Consider the following 23,535-nt stretch of genomic DNA (forward strand, 5'->3'; position numbering starts at 1 on the left):
GCTACTTCTCCTCGATACCCGCCATCGAGCGGATGACCTGCGTCTGCGGGTCGAGCTTGCGCCTGGCGTACCGGGCGTAGGACAGGGTGATGATGATCGTGGACACGAACTGGGCGAGGCCGAGCAGGATGCCGAGGTTGACCACGCCGAACACGCGCTTGCTCACGATGTCATAGGCATAAGCCGACAGCAGCACGAACGTCATGTACGAGCAGAGGAACAGCGCGCTCATCGGAAAGATGAAGTAGACGAGCCGCCGGCGCAGAAGACTGAATTCCGCACTGCTCTGAATGAGTTCGAAGTCGGGCTTTCCATCGACGTCGACATATGACGGAGTATCGGGATCGGCGAACGTGGCGAATCCCGAGTTTTCGTGATGTGTGCGACGCGATTCTGCAGGCGACCACAGCGCCTTGGTCATCGACCCCCACCCCTCGTTGGCGGCAACCAGGGTAGCGGTAACACGTGTCCAGTCAATGACACATGTGCACTTCAGGGGGCCTGATCTGTCCGTTTTGCGCCTTGCATTCGTCTCAAATGGTGACAGTTGAGGGTGACTCATGAGTAGGTCAGTGAAGAGTCAACGAATCTGTGTGCGCCGTCAACAAAATCGCGGGCATTGGCACACGTGTCCGACTGTCCTACGATCGCCCGGTCCGCCTATTGGGGAGTGTGGAAAAAAGTGGGCCTGCTGGACCGCTCGCGTACCGTCGCACCGCCGGGATGGAACCGCTGGTTAGTTCCGCCCGCGGCGCTCGCGATTCACCTGTCAATTGGCCAGGCGTACGCCTGGAGCGTGTTCAAGACCCCCTTGGAGAAATCTCTCGGCATCACCGGAACGGCGAGCGCCCTGCCGTTCCAGCTCGCCATCGTGATGCTGGGCCTCTCGGCGGCGGTCGGCGGCACGGTCGTCGAACGCAAGGGGCCGCGCTGGGCGATGTTCGTCTCGCTCGTGTGCTTCTGCTCCGGCCTGCTGATCTCGGCCGTGGGCGCGTTCACGCAGCAGTACTGGCTGATCGTCTTCGGCTACGGCATCGTGGGCGGCATCGGCCTGGGAATCGGTTACATCTCACCGGTTTCCACCCTGATCAAGTGGTTCCCGGACCGGCCGGGCATGGCCACCGGTATCGCGATCATGGGCTTCGGCGGCGGCGCGCTGATCGCGTCCCCGTGGTCCACCTCGATGCTGGAGGCGTTCGGTAAGGACGCGGGCGGCATCGGCCAGACGTTCCTCGTGCACGGTCTCGTCTACGCGATCTTCATGAGCGTTGGCGTCGCACTGATCCGCCTGCCCGCGAAGGAAGTCGAGCAGAAGACGGTCGCGAGCGCGTTCAACGTGTCCGCGAAGAACGCGATCAAGACGCCGCAGTTCTGGTGCTTGTGGATCGTGCTCTGCTTCAACGTCACCGCGGGCATCGGCATCCTGGAGAAGGCGGCGCCGATGCTGGTCGACTTCTTCAAGAACACTCCCACCCCGGTCGCCACGACCGCGGCGGCGGGCTTCGTCGCGCTGCTCTCCGCGGCGAACATGGCCGGCCGCATCGTCTGGTCGTCCACTTCGGACCTCGTCGGCCGTAAGAACATCTACCGGCTGTACCTCGGCGTCGGCGCGCTGGTGTACCTGACGATCGCGCTCGCGGGTTCGTCGTCCAAGCCGTTGTTCGTGATCTCCGCGATGGTGATCCTCTCGTTCTACGGCGGCGGCTTCGCGACCGTCCCGGCGTACCTCAAGGATCTGTTCGGCACGTTCCAGGTCGGCGCCATCCACGGCCGGCTGCTCACGGCGTGGTCCGTCGCCGGCGTGCTGGGCCCGCTGATCGTGAACAGGATCGCCGACATCGGCAAGTCGGCGGGACACACCGGCCCCGACTTGTACACCACGTCGTTCTACATCATGATCACGCTGCTCGTCGTCGGCTTCATCGCCAACGAGCTGATCCGCCCGGTGAACGCGCGGTTCCACGAGCCGGCCGCCGAACCCGCCGCATCGACCGTGAAGAAGCCGGTCGGGACGGACGAGGAGACGGCCGCCAAGTGGAACGCCGCGGAAGCGGAAGCGGAGGCAGAAGCCGTGCAGTCCGATGTGGATTCCCAAGAAGGCGTGGTGCGCAAGTGAAGTCGCAAAGGGTGTTGCTGCTAGCTGCCTGGACGTGGGTGACCGTGCCACTGCTGTACGGCCTCTACCGCCTGACCCTGAACGCGGCCAAGCTGTTCTCATAAAATGTTCAACAAGATCGTCGACTGGCGCAACTGGCGCCTGCCCGTGAAATTGGCGGCGGTGCTGGTCGTCCCGGTCGCCATCGCGATCGGCGCGGGCGTACTGCAGATCCACGGATATGTGGCCCGCGCCGATTCGTACGCCGCCATGCAGCGCCTGGTGAAACTGCGCACGGCGTTGCTGCCGGTGCTCAGCGGGCTGCAGGCGGAACGCTGGCAGGCGGCGGAGGACGGCACGTCGTCCGCCTACCTCGAACAGACCGTGGCCACCGACGCCGCGCGCGGCGCGCTGCGGCAGTCGGTCGACCGCACCGAGGCCCTGGGCGAGGTCGTCCAGACCCGGCTCGCGGACGCCGGGCGGCGGCTGGACGGGCTCGCGTCGTTGCGGGAACGGGTGCGCGCCAAGGAGCTCGAGTCGACCAAGGCCGTCGCGGACTACACCGAGGTCGTCGACGTCCTGCTCGACGTCGACGAGGCGCTCAGCAGCGAGTTCGGCGACGCGGGCCTCTCGCGCACCGCGGTCGCGCTGCACGAGGTCGCGAACGTCCAGGAACAGGTCCGCCACCAGCAGGCGATCGTGCTCGCCGGCCTCGCGCGCAGCCAGCTGCTGGGCGAGGAGATCCGGACGCTGGAGGAGTCCAACGTCCGCCTCAAGTACACGACCGGCGAGTTCGCCGCGCTCGTGACGCCCAAGCAGCTCGAGACGTACTGGCAGAAGTTCAACGGGCCGGACATCGAGTCCCACAAGCGGATGCTGAACACCGCCCTCACGCACCCGGCACTGGACGACAAGCCCGCCGGTGCCAAGGCGCCCAAGCCCGAGCCGCTGCCGATCGCCGCCGGCGAGTGGAAGCGCGTGTGCGCCAGCACCGCCGGATCGCTCGACGAGGTGGCGAAGGGCCTGCTCGGCGAGCTGCGCGGCGCGGCGGACAAGCTGCGCGCCGAGACCAGCGACCAGGCGGGCGGCGCGTCGGTCATCCTGTTCGCCAGCCTGATCATCGCCGGCACGGTCGGCTTCGTGATCGGCCGCTACCTGCTGCGGTCGTTGAACACGCTGCGCCGCGCGGCCCTCGACGTGGCGTGGGACCAGCTGCCCAAGGTCGTCTCGACCGGCCGCGCGGACGCGAGCATCGACCCCGTGCCGGTGCACACCACCGAGGAGTTCGGCGAGCTGGCGCGCGCGTTCGACGCGGTACACCAGCAGGCCGTGCGCGCGGCCGTCGAACAGGCCGACATGCGCGCCAACATGCGCAACATCTTCGTGAACCTCTCCCGGCGCAGCCAGAGCCTCGTCGAGCGGCAGCTGAAGCTCATGGAGGAGCTGGAGAAGTTCGAGGAGGACCCGGAGCAGCTCGCGAACCTGTTCAAACTCGACCACCTCGCGACCCGCATGCGGCGCAACAACGAGAACTTGATGGTCCTTTCGGGTAGTGATGCGACCCGCAGGTTCACTCGATCGGTCCCTCTTCCGGACGTGTTGCGCGCCGGCGCCCAGGAGATCGAGCAGTACCAACGGGTCGTGGTGCAGAAGACGCCCGCCGTGGACGTCCTGGGCTACGTGGCCGGTGACCTGGTCCGGTTGATCGCGGAGCTGCTGGACAACGCCGCCGCCTTCTCCCCGCCGCACACCCAGGTGGTGATCGGCGCGCAGGCCGCGCCGGACGGCGCGGTGGCCATCGAGATCATCGACTCCGGCATCGGCATGAGCCCGGACGACCTGGTCAAGGCCAACGAACGCCTTGCCGCGCAAGACGGTGCCGAGGTCCAGGTGTTCCGCGAGATGGGCCTCTTCGTCGTCGGGCGTCTCGCTTGGCGTCACCGCATCGGAGTACAGCTGGAGCACGCGCCGCACGGCCTCGGGGTGCGCGCGGTGGTCGTCGTGCCCGCTGACCTGGTACCTCCCCGCCAGGGACCCGTTGTGGAAGAGGACACCTGGTCGTCGTTCCGTGGACAGGCCGTGGATGATGTCGGTGTGCGAGGACACTCCTGGTTCGACAGCGCGCCGAAACCCGTTGCCCGGCAGACACCGGAGCAGGCAAGAGGTTTCCTCGTCAACTATCAACGCGGTGTGCGGCAAGGCTTTCAGGAGAGCAGATGAGCACGCAGGTGGAGCAGTTCGGCTGGCTGGTCACCAGCTTCACCGAGCGCGTTCCCGGCGTCTCCCACGCCGTGGTGATCTCGACGGACGGCCTGCTGCTGCTCAAGTCCGGCTGCCTGTCCGACGATCGCGCGCAGCAGTTCGCCGCGATCGCCGCGGGAGTCTCCAGCTTGGCGGACACCGCCTCTCGTTGTTTCGCCGGTGACGCGGTCGTGCGCACGGTCGTCCAGATGGAACGCGGAGTGATGCTGCTTATGTCCATTCGAGACGGTGCCTGCCTCGCCGTGCTGGCGTCGGCTGACAGTGACGTCAGCCAGGTCGCCTACGAGATGACCGTGATCGTCCGACAGGTAGGCGAGCTCCTCACGCCCGAGATGCGTGCAGAGCTCCATAGGGCGTGATGCAGCGTGAGATTCGACGACGAGACTGACGAGGAGCCCGTCTCCTTCGCTGACCTGCTCAACGGGTTCAGCCTGGACAGCGCGCGCATCCGGCGCCGAGCGGACGACCCGCCGGCCCCGGAGCCGTCCGTTCCGGAGGAGGACCTGCCGGACGACCTGTTCGACACGCAGCGCTTCGACCTGTTCCCGGCGGCCCCGGCCGACCGCTCGGCGTCGATCGTGCGCGCCTACGCGTGGACCGGCGGCCGCACCAAGTCCGACTACCACCTGGAGATCGAGACCCTGGTCTCGGTCAACGAACGCGCGCAGCACGCCCAGCTGCGGCCCGAGCACCACGAGGTGCTCGAGCTGTGCCACCAGCCCCGGTCGGTGGCCGAGGTGGCTGCGTTGCGCGGGCTTCCCCTTGGGGTGGCGAAGGTTCTGCTGGGTGACATGGCGGGGCGTGGTCTGCTCGACGTGCACCTGACCGCTTCGTCCAACGGGCAGGATCGGCCGGACATGGGGCTGCTGGAGCGGGTGCTCACGGGCCTGAAGCGGCTCTGACGGACAGTTGCTATGGGGGGAGCTTTCCAAGCGCTGGGCGCTTGGAAAGCTCCCCCCATAGCAATTCAGGTGAGCCGCGCCGAAGCCGCCATGTGATAAACGAGCGCCCGCAGGTGGTTGAGCGAAGCGTTCTCGTGCGGCGTCCGAGCCAGCGCGATCCCCAACTCGGGCGGCGCGGTAGCCGGACTGAACCGCAACCCCTCGACAACCTCGTTGTCCACCAACCGATCGAGCGAAACCTCCCCAAGGTCATGCCAGGGCTGAGCCCAAGGCCGGGTGCAGTCCAAAGTGGATTCGGGATCATCCCCAGGATGCAACTGAATCTGCAGCACCGCGGTGACGGGCGCGGAAGTGACCCGATACCGCAGGTCATCGTGCAGATACGACCGGGGCCGCCGATCGTCCGGATCGCGCGACAACGTGTTCGGCGGATGCGGCGGCATCCACATTCCCGAAGGGTTCACGGCGCTGCGATCCGACCCAGAGGTGGGCACCACGCGATACCGCGCGAACCACAAAGACGAATCGGAAGCGACGAAACACGAAGGCGCCTGTGAGTAGTAGTGGTATGTGGCGAACGAGGCGGGACGGCGGACGCTGCGCCAGATCACGTCGCGGTAGTGCGGGTTGCGGCGCAGCAGCTCGTCCCGCAGCGGCCCTTCAACCGACACGCGGCGGAAGGCGTCGGCGGTGGGGACGTAGAAGCATTCGCCGGTGTTGAGCAACAGGTCGAGCACGCCGTCGGTCGACCTGACGCGCTCGGTGAAGCGCAGGGTCAGGCCGCGGACCGCGGGGGCGATGTCGTCGGTGCCGAAACCGTTGGAGTACCGGGCCAGCACGCTGAACTGGCGGCCCGGCCGGAAGAACGTGTGGTCCGGGATCTCGAGCGAGTCGAGCATGCGCACGGTGCCGCGCAGCGTCGTGGCGGTGGGGTGGAAGAAGCGGCGGCGGGACACGACACTTGCGCGGACCATGGGGAGTAGCGCGGTCAGGACCTCGCGGAACTCGTTGTCCACGTCGCGCAGGCGCGGGTCGTCCGCGCCCTTGGTGATCATCATGTTGTCGCTCCGCCGAGGTCGGGACGCACGATCAGGGAGACGCCGGTGAGCTCCAGGCGCGGCCGGCCATCGACGCCGACGAAGCCGATGTCGCATTCGGCGTAGAGGGACTCGGCTCGGCGCCTGCGCACGAAGCAGCGCAGGGGACCGGGAAGCGGGCCCGGCTGGTGCACGCGGAACTCCCTGATCGACATGGGCAGGGTGGCCGCGCCGATGACCTGCTCGGCCCACAGGACGGCCAGCTGCAGGCCGCCGTCGACGGCCGGTGGGTCGGTGCGCCAGTCACAGCCCGGCCAGCCGAGCTCCGCGGTGCCGGTCACCACGCCGACCGCGCCGCTCGGGGAGATGCCGTGCACGCGTTTGATGGCGCGGAACGCCGGGCCGTGGAACAGCACCCGGCCGTCGTAGGTGTCCGATCTGGACGGTGGGCGCAGGCCGATCGGAACGGCCCAGATCTCGTCCGGTTCCGGCGTGTTGTCGGTGGTGACCGTGGTGCGGTAGTGCGGGATGCCCTCGCCGTCGACCAGCGTGATCGCCAGGTCCGGGCCGGTGACCTGGCGGTGCACGGTGAAGCGGTCGCCGTCCGTGTGGAACCCGTTCAGCGTGAGCTTGCGCAGCACCGAGATCCGGCGCAGCACCAGCGGTTCCGGGCAGTCCGACCAGGCCGCGGCCGACCTTGCGAACCACTCCAGCACGAGGGCCATCGGCACCACGGGTGTTCCGGCGATCTCGTGGTCGGCCAGGTACGGGTGCGAGTCCGCTCGAAGCAGGATCTGGGTCACCACGCGGACACTGCTGACGGGTGGTCCCGTCTCGCTACCGTCTCGCTCCCGCAGGCGTGCCGCTAAGTTGACGGGTGTGGAGTTCGGGATACTGGGACCGCTCGAGGCCGTGTCCGGCCGCGTCCGGGTGGAGCTGGGCGGCGCCCGAAACCACAAGGTACTGGCGGCGCTCCTGTTGTCCAACGGCCAGGTCGTGCCCGCGTCGCAGCTGGTCGACGTCGTGTGGGACGACGAGCCGCCGTCGACCGCGAAGCACCAGATCCACAAGTCCATTGGGGAGCTGCGCGCCGCGTTCGAGCGCGCCGGTGAGTCCGATGTGGTCATCACCGACGGGCCCGGCTACCGGATCCCGCCCGACGCCGGCACGGTCGACGTCCGGGTGTTCGAGGACCATGTGCAACGAGCCCAGGGCGCACCGCCCGAGCAGGCCGTCGCACACCTGCGCGCCGCGCTCGGGTTGTGGCGCGGCAACGCGCTCGCCGGGTTGCACAGCCGCGCGCTGCGGGCAGACACCGACCGGCTGGACGAACGCCGCGTCGCCGTCGCCGAGCAGTGCTTCGCCTACGAGCTCGAACTGGGGCGCCACCGCGAGCTCGTCGGCGAGCTGAGCTCGTTGCTCGCGCTCAACCCGTTCCGCGAGCTGCTCGCCGAGCAGCTGATGCTCGCGCTGTACCGGTCGGACCGGCAGGCCGACGCGCTGGAGGTCTACACGCGCACGCGCAAGCTGCTGTTCGACGAGCTCGGCGTCGACCCCGGCCGCAGCCTGCGCGAGACCTACCACGCGATCCTCAACCAGGACGCCGAAGCGCCGCCGGTCGTGCAGAAGCCACCGCCGTCGCGCGCACCGGCGCAGCTGCCCGCAGACCTGGCGCGGTTCACCGGACGGCTGGAGCACCTCGCCGAGCTCGACTCGTTGCTCGCGCAGGAGGCCTCCGCCGTCGTGATCACCGCCATCGCCGGCACGGCGGGCGTTGGCAAGACCGCGCTCGCGGTGCACTGGGCGCACAGCGTGCGCGACCGGTTCCCGGACGGGCAGCTCTACCTGAACCTGCGCGGCTACGACGAGGTGCCGCCGACCACTCCGTCCGACGCGCTGGCCCAGTTCCTGCGCGCGCTCAACATCCCTTCCGACCAGATCCCGCGCGACGACGCCGAGCGGGAGGCGCTGTACCGCTCGCTGCTCGCCGGTCGGCGCGTGCTGGTGCTGCTGGACAACGCGGCCACCCCGGACCAGGTGCGTCCGCTGCTGCCCGGCACGCCCGGCAGCGCCGTCGTGATCACCAGCCGCAACGACCTGCTCGGGCTCACCGCGCTGGAGGACGCGCACCACGTGGCGCTCGACCTGTTGTCGCCGCAGGAGGCCCGCTCGCTGGTCGCGCGGGTCGTCGGGCAGGCCCGGGCCGAGGCCGAACCCGACGCCGTCGCACGGCTCACCGAGCTGTGCGGGTACCTGCCGCTCGCGTTGCGCATCGCCGCGGGCAACCTGGCCAGCCGCCCGCACGACCGGATCGCCGACGCGGTCGCGGAGCTCGAGGGCGACGACCGGCTCGCGAAGCTCTCGATGACCGGCGACCGCAAGGCGATGGTGACCGCCGCGTTCGACCTCTCCTACGACGCCCTGCCGCCGGACGCCCGCAGGCTCTTCCGGTTGCTGGGGTTGTTGCCGCGCACCGACTTCACGCCACAGGCCGCCGCCGCGCTCTGCGGCGAGCCGTGCGCCGAGCTGATCGGCGTGCTGGAGGGGGCGAGCCTCGTCGAGCCGCACACGCGCGGCCGGTTCCGGTTGCACGACCTGCTGTGGTTCTACGCCCGCGGACTCGTGCGCGACGACGACGAACGCGACGCCGCGCACTACCGGCTGTTGCTGTACTACCTGCACACCACCGACGCCGCCCTCGACCTGCTCACGCCCGGCATGGCCCGCCTGCAACGCCCGGTCGAGGCGTCGCCGTTCGCGGACCGTGCCGAGGCACTGTCCTGGTTGGACGGTGAGCGCGAGAGTCTCGTGACGGCGGCCCTGCACTGCGCGACGGAGGGGCCGCGCGAGTTCGGCTGGCACCTGGCGGACGCGTTGCGCCGGTTCTTCTGGCTGCGCAAGCACTTCGACGACTGGCTGACCACGGCGAACGCCGGGCTGCGCGCCGCCGAGGCCGAGGGTGACGTGCTCGGCCAGGCCGCGATGCACGCCGCGCTCGGCACCGCCCACCTCGAACTGGACAGCAAGCCGGACTACAGCCGCTTCGAAACGGCGCTGGAGCTCTACCGCGAGGCCGGTGACCCGGTCGGGCAGTACCTGTGCCTCAACAACATCGGCATGATCACCATGTTGCTCGGCCTGCCCGCGCGCATGCAGGAGTCGCTCGAACAGGCCCTTCCGCTGACCAGCGACGACCAGTTCCGGCGGGCGATGGTGCTCAACAACCTGGCCGTCGCGAAGCACCAGCGGGGGAGGCTGACCGAGGCGCTCGAGCACACCGAACGCGCCTTCGACTGCCTCCGCGGCGCCCACGGGGGTGTCAACGAGGCGTCGATCAGCGTGGTGATGACGAACCTGCTCATCGACCTCGGGCACATGGATCGCGCACGGGAGTCCGGGGAACGGGCGGTGCGGCTCGGCCGCGCGCTGGGCGCGCACACGTGGGAGCTGCACGCGTCGCTGATCGTCGCCGAGCTCGACCGCCTCGCCGGCCGCAATGCCGAGGCGCTGGAGCTGACGCGGCAGGTCCTGTCCGCCGCGGAGGAGTCCGCGTCGCACCACATCGTGCTGGCGGTGCTCTCGACGATCGGGGTGATCCACGACCGGCTCGGCCACCACCGCGAGGCCGTTTCGGCGTTGTCGCGGGGCCTGCGCCTGGCGCGGGAGCAGCACCGGGCGTACCACCAGGTGTGGCTGGGCGTCGACCTCGCGCGGGCGTTGCACTCCGCGGGCGATCATGAGGCCGCGATTCTGCACGCCGAGCAGACCCTGGAACTGTGCCGCGCCAGAGGTTTCCGGGTGTACGAGGGCCGCGCGTTGACGACGTTGGCGAAGCTGGGCGTGCCCGGTCTCGCGCAGGAGGCGTACGACATCCAGCGCGAGACCGGGCACGTGCTCGGTCAGGCCGAGGCGTTGTTCCAACTCGGCCGGGCGGACGAGGCGGGAGAGATCATCGCCCGCTACACGGGTGATCCGGCCGTCATCCCTGCGGGTACAGCTGGGTGACCGGGACGACCCGCTGCTTGCGGTTCGGGTTGGACCACAACAGCTTCAGGAAGGCCTCGCCGGTCTTCTCCGTGTAGTCGACGCGGATCGAGTACTTCTTGCCGGCCTCCAGCGTGACCGTGCCCTTGTCGAGCTTCGGTCCGTGCGGTGTGCTGTTGTCGATCACGACCTTGCCGTCCACCCACACCTTCACCGTCTCGTCGGACACGGTCAGGAACGTGTGCGGTCCGCTGAACTGCGGCTGCACGAACCCGGTCCAGCGCGCGGAGAAGTTGTCCACCGGAATGCCGGAGGCCGGCGAACCGCCCTGGCGCCAGGCGAAGTTGAGCGTCCGCTCGGTCTTGCGGACCTTCGGCTTGCCGCTGAAGTCCGCGTTGTCCCAGTACTCGGCGGTGAGGCCGGTGCCGTTGCCGAGCTTCGCCTCGGGCGTCGTGATGGTCAGCTCGATGACCGTCGCGGTCGTGTTGGTCGCTTGCCCCTGTGGCGAGATGTCGTACCCGTCGCCCGCCGCCTGCCACGTCACCTTCTGGTCGCTGCCGAGCACCCTGGCGCCGGTGATGCCGAACTTGTCCAGGGCGGTGAGGTGCAGTTTCTGGCTCCAGTCATAGACGTTGAGGTACAGCTTGCCCGCGTTGCGCGTCACCGCGCCCCACTCGGGATCACCGACGAGGCCGGTGAGCGTCGTGCCGTAGACGGCCTGGCTCTGGCCGTTCGCCGCGAGCCACTTGCCGACGCCGCGCAGGCTGTTCTGCGCGCCCTCGGGGATGACGCCGTTGTTGTCCGGGCCGATGTTCTGCAGCAGGTTGCCGTCGCGGCCGGCGATGTCGAGCAGGAACCGGGTGATCTGGCTCGCCGGCTTGAACGCGGTGTCGTAGCGCGCCCAGCCCCAGCGGTTGCTGGTGGTCACACAGGACTCCCACAGCGTGCCCTCGATCGGCTTGGTGGGGATGTTCTGGTGCCGTTCGGGCGTGTCGTGGTCGCCGTCGACGATCCGGCTCTTGCCGACGCGGTCGTTGAGGATCAGCTTCGGGTCGAGCTGGTGCAGGTACGCCTGCAGGTCCTCGCTGTCCTTGAGGGTCCACCAGTCGCGGCCGTGGCCGTCGAACCACAGCGTCGCGGGATGGTAGTCGCGGACCAGTTCGGTCAGTTGCTCCCGCATGGTCTTCTTGTACGCGGCGGCGTCGCCCGCCGTTCCGGGATCGTGCCAGTCGGTGATCGAGTAGTAGAGACCGAACTTGATGCCCTTGGCGTCGGACGCCTTCTTCATCTCGGCGAGGATGTCACGGTTCTTGTCGAACGCCGAGTGGTCGCGCAGGTTCCACTTGTTGGTCTTGGTCGGCCACATCGCGTACCCGTCGTGGTGCTTGGCGGTGAAGACGATGTAGCGCTGACCGGACTCCTTGGCGAGGTCCGTGATGGCGTTCGCGTCGAACTTCGCGGGGTTGAACTTCTTCGCCCCGGCCTCGTACTCGTTCCACGGGATCTCACAGCGCAGCTTGATCCACTCGGCGTCCTGGCAGACGGTGCCGTCCTTGCGGGTGTACTCGCCGCCCCAGTACGCGTAGGTGCCGAAGTGGATGAACATGCCGAACTTCGCGTCCCGCCACCACTCGGTGCGGGAGGAGGTCAACGGGTCGTCGGTCGCGTAGTTCGTGCCCGGCGCGGCCTGTGCCGCGGGTGCCAAGGTCGCTATGAGAAGCAGAGCCGCCACTATTGAAGTGCGCACAGACCCTCCTGTGGGTGGTCCGCGGCGACGGTGCGCGCCAGCCTAGTGACAGACATCGGATGTAACTACCCCTCATCCGGCGGTTTGCTGTCACTTTCGGGTCAAACATCCGAGCGGTCGCTACATAGTGTTGGAATGGGTCAATTTGCCGATGCGGCCCTGCGTCCTTGTGGACGAACCTGTGGGCCGACACGCAACCCGTGTCGAGCGGACACCACGAGAGAGGTTCGCGTCATCGGCAGGTTGGACCGTCAGCCGGCCGAGCCGATGGCCCAGGTGTCCGGCCGAGGTGATGCCGCGGTCACGGGGGAGTGGCCGCGGAATGCCAGTCACCGCCTCGACCGTGGCGTCCGTGTGCTGGAAGTGCAAACAGGCGGGTTCACCGTGGTCCGCCGCCACGGTGAGCCCGCCTGGCTCCTTTGTCGCTGTTTGTCACTAAGGCGGTGTGACGCTCGTGTCCGGTTCGACGAACCTGGCGATGATCGGTATCGGTTGTGCCGATCCGCGCGCGCTGGCTGACTTCTACCACCAGGTCCTCGGCTGGCGGATCATGGACAGCGAGGACGACCACGCGACGATCAAGGGCGACGGCGTCCCCATCGTGTTCTGGCGGGTCGACGGCAGGCCGCCGCGCTGGCCGGACCCGGACTCGCCCAAGCAGTTCACCCTCAACCTGCAGGCCGACGACCTCGACGAGGCCGAGGAGCGCTGCGTGAAGCTCGGTGCCACGAAGCCGGACTTCCAACCGGGCGACCCGTGGCGAGTCCTGATCGACCCGGCGGGCTACCCGTTCTGCATCACCGCCGCCCGCAAATCAGTCCGCATCACGTAAAGCCGCGCGAGTCTTACCGTCCGGCCCCCCGAGTCTTACCCTCCGACCCCTTGGGTTTTACGTTCGCGCACTCCAGCCGGGGCGGGAACGTAAGACACAGGGGGTCGGAACGTAAGACTCGCGGTGCGGGCGCGAGTTCGCAGTTCAGCGGCGGTGGCGTTCGGCTCGGACGAACTCGTCGTAGAGGGCGGGCGCCAGCATGTCGCCACCTTCTAGGGCCGCGTCCATGGCTCGTTCGACCGGGCCCGGATCTACGGACCTCGAATCGATGCGCCGGACCTGCTCGTGGTGCCACGCCGCCAGCGCCAGCCGGTTGGGCAGGCCGAGCTTCGCCCGGATGTTGACCACGTGCCGGTCCGCGGTGCGCGGCGAAATGAACAGCCGCTCGCCGATCTGCTTGCTGGTCAACCCGTCCGCGACCAGGCCGGCGATGGTGAACTCCTGCTTGGTCAGCCCGCCGGGCAGCACGACCTTGCCGGACGGCCGGCGTTCCGAGGCGGGCACCGCCTCCAGTGCCAGCTCGAGCACCTGGTCCGGACCCAGCCGCGCACCGGCCGCGACCGCGGTGGTGAACTCGTCGTCGCCGAGCGCCTGTTGGGTGCGCCGCTCGAGCCGGTCGTACACGCGGGCGAACGGCCGCAGCCCGTCGAACCGGATGCGGCAGGCCCGCGCCTCGGAGAGCTGACCGCCGAACAGCCGGGCCGCCCGCGCGGCGGCACCGAGCTCGGCCGCGCAGAGCGCCAGCAGCCACAGGGAGAACGCCGGGCCCCACGTGTCGCCGATGTCGTGCTGGGTCGCCAGTGCCTGCTGCGCCAGCAGATAACCCTGGTGCGCGTCGCCGTGTAGCAGCTCGAACAGGCCGCGCGTCCACAGCGCCCACGAGCCGGACCACTCGGCGTGGTGCTCCTCGACGGAGGCGAGCAGCGCGCGGGTCGCGCGGTCGGCGGTGTCGCGGTCGGCGAGGAAGCACGCGGACATGGCGTGGAACAGCTCGACCATGTGCGCGTCACCCGGCGTGTCACCGTCGGCGATGAGCTGGCGCAGGATCGCGTCGAACGTGTCGACGCACGGGCGCGCGCGAACGGGGTCGTCCGTGGCGAGGAACAGGTGCGCGGCCTCGGTGTAGAGCAGCTGCGGGTTCGCCGGGTCGAGCTTGCGCGCCTGGCGCAGGTGCGGCAGCGCGGCGTTCGCCTCGCCCTGCACCAGCGCGATCCACGCGCGGTGCGCGAGCACGGTCGCGGACGGCCGGGCGCGGTACGCGTTCTCCAGCAGGTCCTGCGTCTGGCCGAGCATGCCGGCGAACGTGGCGAACCGCGTGCGTCCCACGTCGATCGCGAGCTGCGCGCCGTGCTCGACCTGGTCCGGCTGCGACAGATAGAACGCGATCGCGACCCGGATGTTCGGCCACTCCTCGCGGATCGTGCCCATCCACCGCACCTCGTGCGGCGAGAACCAGTCGTGCGCGGCCTCGTCGAGCAGCGCGCGGTAGTGGTCCGCGTGCGCCTGGCGGAACTGCTGCCGGTCGCCCGGCATGATCCGCGCGCCGAACTGCGCGACCGTCTCCAGCATCCGGTACCGCGTCCGGCGCGACACCGGGCTCGGCTCGGCGAGCAGGATCGACTTGCGGACCAGCCCGGTCAGCAGGTCGAGCATCTCCTCGCGGTCGATGCCGTCACCCGCGCACACCGCCTCGGCGGCGGCCCGGCTGAAGTTCGCCGGGAAGACGGAAAGCCTGGCCCACAACAGCTTCTCGCCCGGACTGCAGTGCGCCACCGACCACTCGAACGCCCGCTGCAACGTCTGGTGGTGCGGCAACCCCGTGTCGTCCCCGCCGACCAGCAGCGCGAACCGCCGGTCGACCAGCTGGTCGAGGATGTCGGTCAGCGACAGCTCACCCAGCCGCGCGGCGGCGAGCTCGATCGCCAGCGGCAACCCGTCCAGCAGGTGGCACAGCTCGGTGACCTCGTTGAGCTGGCGCTGCTCGATGTGAGAACCGGCGGCGGTCGCGCGGTCCAGGAACAGCTGGACCGCCTCGCCCTCGGTGACCCCGAGCGGCGGCACGCGGACGATGTGCTCGCCGTAGGTGCCGACGCGCTCCCGGCTGGTCGTCAGGACGGTCAGCCCGTCGCATGCCTTCAGCAGGTCGTGCACCAGGTGCTGCACGGCGGCCAGCAGGTGTTCGCAGTTGTCCAGGATCAGCAGCAGATGCTTGTCCCGCAACGAGTCGATCAGGTGCGCGACGCCGGCCTCGCGCGTGTTGTCGACGATGCCGAGCGACTCGGCGACCGTGCGCGCCAGCAGCCCGGGATCCTTGAGCCCGGCGAGCTGCACGATCCACACGCCGTGCCGGTACGTGTTGTTGTCGCGGGCCTGCCGTCCCAGCTGGACCGCCGCGCGCGTCTTACCGACGCCGCCGGTGCCGGTCAACGTCACCAGGCGCGCCTGCCGGAGCCGTGCCCCGGTCTCGGCCAGCAGTGTTTCCCGGCCGACGAATGTCGTCGTTTCGGCCGGTAGGTTGCCACGGCCGTTCATGACCGGCGCATGATGTGACTGTCCGTCACCTTGGTGCGCAGTCATGGGCGAATCATGACTCAGCGAAGGGGGCCGGTGCCAAGTCCCACGCTAGGCGTCATCCTTTCGGGCTAGGGGGTGGGCTTGTCGGTGTAACGGTCAGTCGTGTATCAGGTTCGGAGGGTGATCGGGCCCGGCCAAAAGCCATCGCACGGGCGAGGTGAGCATCTCTCATAAGAGGCCGATGTCAGTGGTCCTCCACGCTGGGTAGTGCCCTGGTCGGCGAGCGGCGGGCCCGAAACACTCCATGGGATTAGCGGCACGAACGGCCAACTCGGCGGGGCCGAGTGGGCAACACGCGGGGCTGGATGGCAACACGCGCGTGTCGCCCACCCAACCCCCGCGTGTTGCCCCTTCAGGTCTGCTGGCGCTGGTGCGCCGTCCCTGGCCGGGACGAAAATGGCCGCACGTCACTCGCCCCTGGGGCCATGTTGATGAACAGCGGGCGGAGGCTTCGACTGCGGACCTGTTCAGTGACCAGGGATTTCATTCCGCGGAGGCCGGGGTCGAGTTCTTATTTTCGAGCCAGCCAGCCCCCGCGAGTTCGCCGTCCGTGCCCCGCGTCAGCGGACCTTCGCGTCCCAGTCGATGCGGTAGTTCTGGTCCCGCGCGAACGCCCGCCGCCCGACCGTCTTCATCACCAGCGGCATGAGCAGCCGCGTGACCGGTCCCAGCGAGCGCTTGTTGCTGTTCGTGCGTGCCGCCCGCGCCGCGATCTTCTCCACGCGCGGCCGCCGCAGTCGTTCATACGTAACGAAAGCCGTTGGGATGTCCGGAATGTCGCGCAGGCACCGAGCCAGCTGCACGGCCGACTCGGCGGCCAGCGAGGCGCCCTGACCCGAGCTCGCGCTGGGGGCGTGCGCCGAGTCGCCGACCAGGACCATGCGGTCGCGGTGCCAGTGCGGCACGCTCGGCATGATCTCCAGCGGGCCGGCGACGAACAGGTCGTCGCTGTGCGCCAGCAGCTGCTTGGCCGGCACGTCGTCGCCGTACGCGTCCCGCAGGCGCGCGAGCCACTCGCTGGTCGGGATGGCCTGCGCCTCGGCGACGGTCATCGGCTCCTCGACCGCGAGGTTGTTGAACCAGGCGACGTTGTCGTCGTCCATCGGCCAGTAGCCGAGGAACGAGTTGCCGAACACGAAGTACATCGTCTCCGGAGCCCCGGTCACGCCGCTGCCCGTGGCGTACGAGCCGAAACCCTGCAGTCCGACGTACGACGGGCCGGGCGCGGCCGGATCGATGATCGTGCGGACCGTCGAGCGGATGCCGTCCGCGCCGACCAGGATGTCGCCCGTCTCGGTGCTGCCGTCCGCGAACGTCGCGGTGACGCCGTCCGCCGAGGACGTCGCGGCCACGAGGCGCTTGCCGTGGGAGACCTTGATCTGCTGTGACACCGCCAGGTCCTGCAACCGGCGGTAGAGCTCGGACCGCCACACCACGCGGCTCGGCTCGCCCTCGGCGCTGCCCAGGACGCGGCCCTTGCTGTCGGCCATCACCATGCGCCGGATGGGCTCGCCGAAGTCCCCGGACAGTCCGACGATCCGCAGCGCGGCCAGGCCGTTGGGCGCCAGGTTGAGCACGCCGCCCACCCCGTCGGCGGTCCCGTCGTAGGCCTCGAAGATGACGGAGTCGATGCCGGCCTTTCGTAACGCGAGTGCGGTGACCGGTCCTGCGATCCCGCCCCCGATGATCAACGCCTTCATGGGTTCCCTCCCGAAACCGAACCGAAGTGCTGATGCCACAACCGTTGGTATTCGTTCTGTTCCATCGACTCGATGAGCTTGGTGACGAACCGCGACTCCGCCTCCAGCAACGAGATCCGGTACTCCTCCTCGACGAGGAAGATCCACTCCACGTCGCCTGCCTGCTCGATGATCGACCGGGTCGAGGCGATCTCCGCGGCGAGCGCGGCCGAACGCGTGCGCAGCAGCTCGATCGCCTCGGTCGGTTCCAGCACCGAGATCAGCGACAGCGCCACGCCGAACTGCGGGTACTCGTGCACGGGATCGCTGACCAGCTCGCGCATCCAGTCGTACAGCTCGGCCCGGCCCGCGTCGGTGAGCGCGTAGACCGTGCGCTCCGGGCGTTGCGTGTCCTTGACGGTTTCGTGCTCGGCGATGAACCCGGCTTTCCGCAGCTGCTCCACGACCATGTAGAGCGAACCGCGGTTGAACTTGATGTTGCGGTCCTTGCTGGTCTCTTTCAACTGCTTGCCCAGCTCGTACGGGTGCATCGGCCCCATCACGAGGAAGGCCAGCACGGCCAGTGCCAGCGGGTTCGACACCTTGCGACGCATCCAAGCTCCTTTAGTCAGGATTGACTATCCAGCTCTGACTAGTCGATGTCAACCATCACACAGCGTCGTACTGATACGGGCGGTTCGTCTGGTCGAGTGGAATAGCTGGTGCGGACGGGCGCCTACCTGATCGCATGCGCTCAGTCGTGATCACTTCCAGGAAGGCCAGGGATGCAGCCCTTCACGCTGCCCGAGTTCTACGAGCCCTACCCGGCTCGGCTGAACCCGAACCTCGAGCGCGCCCGCAGCCACACCAAGGCGTGGGCGTACGAGATGGACATGATCGACGTGCCGCAGCACGGCACGGTCATCTGGGGCGAGCACGACCTCGACTCGCACGACTACGCGTTGCTGTGCGCGTACACGCATCCGGACTGCGACGGCGAGATGCTCGACCTGATCACGGACTGGTACGTGTGGGTCTTCTACTTCGACGACCACTTCGTCGAGCTGTACAAGCGCACGCGCGACATCAAGAGCGCCAAGGAGTACCTCGACCGGCTGCCGTTGTTCATGCCGGTCGACGGACCGATCACCGAGCGGCCGCAGAACCCGGTCGAGAAGGGCCTCGCGGACCTCTGGACGCGCACGGTCGGCTCCCACAGCAGGGACTGGAAGGAGCGCTTCGCCTACAACACCAAGCACCTGCTGGACGAGTCCATGTGGGAGCTCGGCAACATCAGCGAAGGCCGCCTGTCCAACCCGATCGAGTACATCGAGATGCGCCGGAAGGTGGGCGGCGCGCCGTGGTCGGCGAACCTCGTCGAGCACGCGAACAACATCGAGGTGCCCGCGCGGATCGCCGCCAGCCGGCCGCTCGAGGTGCTGCGCGACACGTTCTCCGACGCGGTGCACCTGCGCAACGACCTGTTCTCCTACGAGCGCGAGGTGCTCGACGAGGGCGAGCTCTCCAACGGCGTGCTGGTGTTCGAGAAGTTCCTCGACATCCCGACGCAGCTGGCGGCGGAGAAGGTCAACGAGCTGCTCACCTCGCGGCTGCACCAGTTCGAGCACACCGCGCTCACCGAGGTGCCGCCGCTGCTGGAGGAGAACGCCATCGACCCGGCCGGACGGCTCGCGGTCCTCGCGTACGTCAAGGGACTGCAGGACTGGCAGGCCGGCGGCCACGAGTGGCACATGGTGTCCAGCCGCTACATGAACAAAGGGGCCAAGGCCCAGATGGGCACGTCCGCGATGCGGATCTTCAAGTCGGTCGTCGCGACGATGCCGCAACGGGTGCGGCAGCACGTCACCACGCCGTTCCAGGACGTCGGCCCGATCCAGAAGCCGCAGATGTACATGCCGTTCAAGCTGTCGCTCAGCCCGCACCTCGACGCCTCGCGCAAGCAGAACATCGAGTGGGGCCGCGCGATGGGCGTGTGCGCCGAGGGCATCTGGACCGAGTCCAAACTGGACGACTACGACCTGGCCCTCTGCTCGGCGGGTCTCGACCCCGACGCGACGCGACAGGAGCTCGACCTCTCGGCGAACTGGCTCACCTGGGGCACGTACGGCGACGACTACTACCCGGTCGTCTTCGGGCGTACCGGAAACATGGCCGCCGCCAAGGCCGTCACCCAGCGGATGAAGGAACTCATGGCGATCGACGGCGTGTCGCCGATCGTCCCGTCGTGCGCGCTCGAACGCGGCCTCGCGGACCTGTGGCGCCGTACCGCCGGTCCGATGTCCCGGCAGAATCGGGAGGCGTTCCGCAAGGCCGTGTCGGTGATGCTCGACAGCTGGCTCTGGGAGCTGAAGAACCAGCACGAGAACCGCATCCCGGACCCGGTCGACTACGTGGAAATGCGTCGCAGGACGTTCGGCTCCGAGATGACGATCTCGTTGAGCCGCCTCTCGCACGGCACCGGTGTGCCGCCGGAGATCTATCAGACGCGGACGATCCAGAACATGGAGAACTCCGCGATCGACTACGCGGCGCTGATGAACGACATCTACTCGTACCGCAAGGAGATCCAGTACGAGGGTGAGATCCACAACGCCGTGCTCGTCGTGCGGAACTTCCTCGGCGTCGGCGCCCAGGAGGCGATCGACATCGTCAACAAGCTGATGACCGCGCGGATGAAGCAGTTCGAGCACACCGTCGACAAAGGACTGCCGCAGCTGTTCGACGACCACGACCTCGGGGTGGACGCGCGCCGGACGTTGATCCGGTACGCGGACGAGCTGAAGGACTGGATGGCCGGGATCATGAACTGGCACGAGAAGTGCCGCCGCTACGGCGACGCCGACCTCGAACGCCACTTCGGCGCCCACCGCGACTTCCGCAGGCCGACGGGCCTGGGCACGTCGGCGGCCCGCCTCGTGGCACCCGCCCTTGGTGGATAGGCCCCGGATGAGGCACACTCCCCAAAGCCGCTGCTCGACGCGGCTTTGGGGGAAGGTCGCACGTCCATGCTCGTATCGCTGCGCGCTGCCGTGGCAGTCGCGATGCTCGCCGGGTTCTACGTCCTGGCGCTCGGCCTTGTCGGGGGACTGGTCGCGCTCGAGGTGTACGCGTTCAACCACTCGGTCGCCCTCGGCGCGAAGCTCGCGTTCCTGATCGTTGCCCTCGGGTACGCCCTGGTCCGGGCGCTCATCACGGTGGAGAAACTGCAGGAGGAAGAGGACGTCTCGGGCGTCCGCGTGACGGTTTCGGACCAGCCCGAACTGTGGGGCCTGGTCCGAATGCTCGCCGACAAGACCGGCACGCGGGCGCCGGACTCGCTCACCATCGTCGCGGACGTCAACGCGGGCGTGAGTGAACGGACGCGCCTGCTCGGTCTCAGGGTCGTGCGGCGGGAGATGTTCATCGGCGCCCCGCTGCTGGCGTGCCTGACCGAGGCACAGCTGACCGCCGTGCTCGCGCACGAGCTGGGCCACTACGGCCGACCGTCCGGCGTGGTCATGACGGGCCGCAACGCGTTGCTGCGCGTGGTGTCCGGATTCCGCGCCGACGACTGGTTCCAGAAGCTCCTCGCCCGGCTGTTCAAGCTCTACGCGAAGCTCTACTTCCGGGTCTCCGGCGCGATCTGCCGCCGCCAGGAGTTCGCCGCGGACGTCACGTCGGCGCGCATCGCCGGTTCCGACGCGGCCGCCTCGGCGCTGCGTGAGGTCCCGGTGATCGGCGCCGCCTGGACGCTGTTCGTCGAGCGGCACCTCACCGCGGCGTGGGCCGCCGGGTACCTGCCGGACACGTTCTTCGACGGGTTCGCTTCGTTGCTGGCGGCCCCCGAACTGCGGGTCGAGCTGGACGAGATCCGGCGCAACCCGGTCCAGACCGGACGGATGCCGTACGACTCGCATCCGCCGCTGCCCGACCGGATCGAGGCGATCCACGCTTTGGCGAGCCCCGGCAAGCCCGGCGGTGACCGGCCCGCGACGGCGTTGCTGCACGGCGACGTGCTGGACCAGTCGCTGCTCGACAGCATGGTCGCCGAGGCGGGCCAGAAGACGCGCGTCGACTGGGTGACGCTCGGCCACATCGGCGCGCGCGGCGCGGCGGTCCGTGAGACGGCTTCGTTGCTGCGCAAGGCGGGCGGCACGCTCGGGCACGTGCTCGACGCGCTCGACGCCGGGCGGATCGCTGAGCTCGGCCCGTCCGACGCGCGACCGGGTGCCGCCGACGCCGGGCCTCGCGCGCGGCGGGAGTTCGCGCGGCCCTACGTGTGCAACGACGTGACGGGGCTGGTGGCGCTGGCGTTGTCGGACGCCGGGCTGGCCAGCTGGCACCTGTCGTGGACGGGCAACGCGCAGCTCGTCACGCAACTGTCCATTGAGGACGCAATCACGCTCGCTATGGACGGTGACACCGCCGAACTGCGCGCCCAGCTCGCCGCCGCGGGTGTCGGGCTGGACTACCACCCGGTTCAGGAGGGGTGAGATGGCTGGTGCCGCAACTGGTCTCGAATGTGCTGCCGGCATCGGCTTGACCGCCGCTCGGCTTGGGAAGGGCGAGCTGGCTTGCGCCGCCGCTTTTCATGAGGTCGCCGCACCCCGCGCCCAGCTCGCCGCCGCTGCAGTTCCCGAAGGCGTCACCGGTCCGGCCACCACCCTCCCCGCCCAGCTCGCCGCCGCCGGCGTCGAGCTCGACTACCACCCCGTCTAGGAAATCCCATGGTCCTGTCGCTGCTGTTCCAACCCAAGAAACTCATCCAGGTCGCCAGGCTGATGCGCGAGGCGAACCGGCGGGGCGTCGAGATCGACCAGCTGCCGGACTACGTCGCGGCCTCCCTGATGCGCCCGAAGAAGGCCGACCCGGCGCGGCACGGGCTCGTGCCCGACGTGGAGGTCTCCACAAGCCCGCCCCGCGACGACCGCGAGCTGCGTGCCGCCGAGGCCGCGGCCCGCGCGGGCGACTGGGAGCAGGCCGCCGCGCTCGTGGCGGGCACCTGGCTGGACTGGGACCGCCGGGCCGTCGTCGTGCACGCCCTCGCGGGCATCGCGGCACACGACGACACGTGGCTGGAGAAGTGGCGCGCGGCCCGTCCGGACGACCGCGACCTCGCCGTCGTGCACGCCGACGCGCTCGTGCAGCTGGCCTGGCTGGTGCGCGGGTCGGCCCGCGCGTCGCGGACCACGGCCGAGCAGTTCGACGGGTTTCACCGGGTGCTGGTGCAGGCCGAAGAGGCGGCCCGGCACGCGACCCGCGTGCTGCCGGACGACCCGACGCCGTGGGGCACACTGCTCACGCTCGCGCGCGGCCTGTCATACGACCACGACGCGTTCGAGCGGCTGTGGGACGAGCTGGTCAAGCGCGACCCGCACCACCGGGCCGGGCACGAGCAGGCGCTGCAGTACTGGTGCGGCAAGTGGAGCGGCTCGCACGAGTTGATGATCGACTTCGCAACCCGCGCCGCTGCCAAGTCGCCGACGTTGGCCGGGCTGCCGTTGCGGGCGGCGTTCGAGCTGGAGCTGGACGACGCCGCCGACTGGAAGTCCGTCCGGCCCGCGATCGACGTGCTGTTGACGCTCGACGAGATGTCAGCCGCCGACCGCGGGTGGCTGGCGCTCGCGCTCGTCCGCACCAAGCGGTACGCCGAGGCGGTGGAGCAGTTCCGGGCGCTGGGGACGAACGCGAGCGGGATGCCGTGGAGGTACTACGGCGACGCCGCGAAGCTGTTCTTCACCGAGGTGCGCGCGGAGGCATGCCAGAAGGCAAAGCCCTAGGCCCGCCCACGACGGGACACCACGAAGCCCGCGACGGCGACGGCCACGAGCCCACCGAGCGCGATCCACACCCAGCCCGGGATGCCGCCGGAGGGCGCGGGTGCGGGCACCGACACGTTGCCCGACGCGGACGTGGCAGGCGGCTCCGAAGTAGTCGAGGCAACGGGAGCGACGAAGGTGAACGGGATGGTGCCCTTCACCGGGTCACCGTCGGCCGAGGTGACCTTCCACGTGACCGTGTAGGCGCCGGTCGGGCCGGACGTCGTCACCGGGATGGTCACGACCGCGCCCGCGATGGACGGCGTGCCCAGCGTCCAGACGCCGTCCTGGCCGGCCACCATCACCTCGGGCTGGGTGACCGGCTCGCTGAACGTGAGCGTGATCGCCTGGAACGTCTCGGCCGACACCGAGGTGTTCGGGGCCGGATCACTGCTCTTCAGCTCGGTGTGGGCCGACGCGGGCGCGACGGCCACCGCCAGCGCGCCCAGGGCCAGGACCAGTGCGGCGATGGTGCGCTGGAAGATCATGCCCCCGGACTCTAGTCGGATTCCGGGTCGTCCGTCGTCCCGATGGCGTCGTCGACGCTGATCTCCCCGTCGGTGCGGACGTGCTCGTCGCCGTGCGGTGTGCTCATCGGCTGCCT

19 protein-coding genes are annotated in these 23,535 nt (G+C 69.0%); 11 read left to right on the forward strand and 8 right to left on the reverse strand.

Annotation, left to right across the window (positions count from 1 at the left end):
• Position 1 precedes the first annotated feature (1 nt).
• Positions 2-421: a DUF485 domain-containing protein gene (locus tag QSK35_RS15915; RefSeq protein ID WP_285746732.1), complete on the reverse strand. Its 420-nt coding sequence runs from the start codon at positions 419-421 to the stop codon at positions 2-4.
• Between the two features lie 261 nt (positions 422-682).
• On the opposite strand from QSK35_RS15915, the gene QSK35_RS15920 reads away from it, so the two are divergent.
• Genes QSK35_RS15920 through QSK35_RS15935 form a run of 5 tightly spaced genes read left to right on the forward strand, consistent with a single transcriptional unit; the run spans position 683 to position 5,259 of the window.
• Positions 683-2,116 (forward strand): OFA family MFS transporter, encoded by a 1,434-nt coding sequence (locus QSK35_RS15920; RefSeq protein WP_285746734.1) that lies wholly within the window; start codon positions 683-685, stop codon positions 2,114-2,116.
• On the forward strand, positions 2,113-2,220 hold the full coding sequence (locus QSK35_RS42840; RefSeq protein ID WP_502881659.1) for an MFS transporter small subunit: 108 nt from the start codon (positions 2,113-2,115) through the stop codon (positions 2,218-2,220). The genes QSK35_RS15920 and QSK35_RS42840 overlap by 4 nt, the downstream gene beginning before the upstream one ends.
• A gap of 1 nt (position 2,221) precedes the next feature.
• Positions 2,222-4,315, forward strand: a complete 2,094-nt coding sequence (locus QSK35_RS15925; protein WP_285746736.1) for a sensor histidine kinase — start codon at positions 2,222-2,224, stop codon at positions 4,313-4,315.
• Positions 4,312-4,716, forward strand: coding sequence for a roadblock/LC7 domain-containing protein (locus QSK35_RS15930; RefSeq protein ID WP_285746738.1), 405 nt, complete (start codon positions 4,312-4,314; stop codon positions 4,714-4,716). The genes QSK35_RS15925 and QSK35_RS15930 overlap by 4 nt, the downstream gene beginning before the upstream one ends.
• Positions 4,717-4,722: 6 nt before the next feature.
• Positions 4,723-5,259: a DUF742 domain-containing protein gene (locus tag QSK35_RS15935; protein ID WP_285746740.1), complete on the forward strand. Its 537-nt coding sequence runs from the start codon at positions 4,723-4,725 to the stop codon at positions 5,257-5,259.
• A gap of 65 nt (positions 5,260-5,324) precedes the next feature.
• Here QSK35_RS15935 and QSK35_RS15940 read toward each other — a convergent pair whose 3' ends face one another.
• Both QSK35_RS15940 and QSK35_RS15945 read right to left on the reverse strand, forming a co-directional pair.
• Positions 5,325-6,317 (reverse strand): catalase family protein, encoded by a 993-nt coding sequence (locus tag QSK35_RS15940; RefSeq protein WP_285746742.1) that lies wholly within the window; start codon positions 6,315-6,317, stop codon positions 5,325-5,327.
• The gene (locus tag QSK35_RS15945; RefSeq protein WP_352243947.1) at positions 6,314-7,099 is read right to left on the reverse strand and encodes a polyketide synthase dehydratase domain-containing protein; all 786 of its coding nucleotides are present in this window, start codon (positions 7,097-7,099) and stop codon (positions 6,314-6,316) included. The genes QSK35_RS15940 and QSK35_RS15945 overlap by 4 nt, the downstream gene beginning before the upstream one ends.
• 76 nt (positions 7,100-7,175) lie before the next feature.
• Between QSK35_RS15945 and QSK35_RS15950 the strand changes: the two genes are divergently transcribed.
• Positions 7,176-10,301 carry an AfsR/SARP family transcriptional regulator gene (locus QSK35_RS15950; protein WP_285746746.1) on the forward strand — a complete coding sequence of 1,042 codons (3,126 nt, stop codon included), beginning with the start codon at positions 7,176-7,178 and terminating at the stop codon, positions 10,299-10,301.
• Here QSK35_RS15950 and QSK35_RS15955 read toward each other — a convergent pair.
• Complete coding sequence (locus QSK35_RS15955) at positions 10,276-11,985, reverse strand: alpha-L-fucosidase (RefSeq protein WP_285746747.1); 1,710 nt, start codon at positions 11,983-11,985, stop codon at positions 10,276-10,278. The two genes, QSK35_RS15950 and QSK35_RS15955, sit on opposite strands and share 26 nt — an antisense overlap.
• A gap of 487 nt (positions 11,986-12,472) precedes the next feature.
• On the opposite strand from QSK35_RS15955, the gene QSK35_RS15960 reads away from it, so the two are divergent.
• Positions 12,473-12,859, forward strand: a complete 387-nt coding sequence (locus tag QSK35_RS15960; RefSeq protein ID WP_285746749.1) for a VOC family protein — start codon at positions 12,473-12,475, stop codon at positions 12,857-12,859.
• 144 nt (positions 12,860-13,003) lie between these two features.
• Here the strand turns inward: QSK35_RS15960 and QSK35_RS15965 are convergent, their stop codons facing one another.
• From QSK35_RS15965 to QSK35_RS15975, 3 genes are all read right to left on the reverse strand, one after another.
• Positions 13,004-15,436, reverse strand: a complete 2,433-nt coding sequence (locus QSK35_RS15965; RefSeq protein ID WP_285746751.1) for an ATP-binding protein — start codon at positions 15,434-15,436, stop codon at positions 13,004-13,006.
• A 557-nt stretch (positions 15,437-15,993) separates the two neighbouring features.
• Entirely contained in the window at positions 15,994-17,133 is a 1,140-nt protein-coding gene (locus QSK35_RS15970) for an FAD-dependent oxidoreductase (protein ID WP_285746753.1), read from the reverse strand.
• Positions 17,130-17,726: a PadR family transcriptional regulator gene (locus QSK35_RS15975; RefSeq protein ID WP_285746755.1), complete on the reverse strand. Its 597-nt coding sequence runs from the start codon at positions 17,724-17,726 to the stop codon at positions 17,130-17,132. The genes QSK35_RS15970 and QSK35_RS15975 overlap by 4 nt, the downstream gene beginning before the upstream one ends.
• 171 nt (positions 17,727-17,897) lie before the next feature.
• Here QSK35_RS15975 and QSK35_RS15980 point away from each other — a divergent pair, with 171 nt between their 5' ends.
• The 4 genes from QSK35_RS15980 to QSK35_RS15995 all read left to right on the forward strand — a co-directional run bounded on the left by QSK35_RS15980 (position 17,898) and on the right by QSK35_RS15995 (position 22,892).
• Positions 17,898-20,072 carry a terpene synthase family protein gene (locus QSK35_RS15980; RefSeq protein ID WP_285746757.1) on the forward strand — a complete coding sequence of 725 codons (2,175 nt, stop codon included), beginning with the start codon at positions 17,898-17,900 and terminating at the stop codon, positions 20,070-20,072.
• Between the two features lie 66 nt (positions 20,073-20,138).
• Entirely contained in the window at positions 20,139-21,605 is a 1,467-nt protein-coding gene (locus QSK35_RS15985; protein WP_285746758.1) for a M48 family metallopeptidase, read from the forward strand.
• Between the two features lies 1 nt (position 21,606).
• Entirely contained in the window at positions 21,607-21,831 is a 225-nt protein-coding gene (locus tag QSK35_RS15990) for a hypothetical protein (RefSeq protein ID WP_285746760.1), read from the forward strand.
• Between the two features lie 8 nt (positions 21,832-21,839).
• Positions 21,840-22,892 (forward strand): DUF4034 domain-containing protein, encoded by a 1,053-nt coding sequence (locus QSK35_RS15995; RefSeq protein ID WP_285746761.1) that lies wholly within the window; start codon positions 21,840-21,842, stop codon positions 22,890-22,892.
• Here the strand turns inward: QSK35_RS15995 and QSK35_RS16000 are convergent.
• Positions 22,889-23,419 (reverse strand): copper resistance CopC family protein, encoded by a 531-nt coding sequence (locus tag QSK35_RS16000; protein WP_285746763.1) that lies wholly within the window; start codon positions 23,417-23,419, stop codon positions 22,889-22,891. The genes QSK35_RS15995 and QSK35_RS16000 overlap by 4 nt on opposite strands.
• Positions 23,420-23,535: the final 116 nt, after the last annotated feature.

It is taken from the genome of Lentzea sp. NBRC 105346, from assembly GCF_030269605.1.
In the GTDB taxonomy this organism is placed as follows: Bacteria; Actinomycetota; Actinomycetes; order Mycobacteriales; family Pseudonocardiaceae; genus Lentzea.

Excerpts from the sequence above, each read along its gene's own strand:
- QSK35_RS15915 (WP_285746732.1), bottom strand. The coding sequence starts at position 421 with ATGACCAAGGCGCTGTGGTCGCCTGCAGAATCGCGTCGCACACATCAC.
- QSK35_RS15925 (WP_285746736.1), top strand. The coding sequence starts at position 2,222 with ATGTTCAACAAGATCGTCGACTGGCGCAACTGGCGCCTGCCCGTGAAA.
- QSK35_RS15930 (WP_285746738.1), top strand. The coding sequence starts at position 4,312 with ATGAGCACGCAGGTGGAGCAGTTCGGCTGGCTGGTCACCAGCTTCACC.
- QSK35_RS15940 (WP_285746742.1), bottom strand. The coding sequence starts at position 6,317 with ATGATGATCACCAAGGGCGCGGACGACCCGCGCCTGCGCGACGTGGAC.
- QSK35_RS15965 (WP_285746751.1), bottom strand. The coding sequence starts at position 15,436 with ATGACTGCGCACCAAGGTGACGGACAGTCACATCATGCGCCGGTCATG.
- QSK35_RS15970 (WP_285746753.1), bottom strand. The coding sequence starts at position 17,133 with ATGAAGGCGTTGATCATCGGGGGCGGGATCGCAGGACCGGTCACCGCA.
- QSK35_RS15975 (WP_285746755.1), bottom strand. The coding sequence starts at position 17,726 with ATGCGTCGCAAGGTGTCGAACCCGCTGGCACTGGCCGTGCTGGCCTTC.
- QSK35_RS15980 (WP_285746757.1), top strand. The coding sequence starts at position 17,898 with ATGCAGCCCTTCACGCTGCCCGAGTTCTACGAGCCCTACCCGGCTCGG.
- QSK35_RS15985 (WP_285746758.1), top strand. The coding sequence starts at position 20,139 with ATGCTCGTATCGCTGCGCGCTGCCGTGGCAGTCGCGATGCTCGCCGGG.
- QSK35_RS15990 (WP_285746760.1), top strand. The coding sequence starts at position 21,607 with ATGGCTGGTGCCGCAACTGGTCTCGAATGTGCTGCCGGCATCGGCTTG.
- QSK35_RS15995 (WP_285746761.1), top strand. The coding sequence starts at position 21,840 with ATGGTCCTGTCGCTGCTGTTCCAACCCAAGAAACTCATCCAGGTCGCC.
- QSK35_RS16000 (WP_285746763.1), bottom strand. The coding sequence starts at position 23,419 with ATGATCTTCCAGCGCACCATCGCCGCACTGGTCCTGGCCCTGGGCGCG.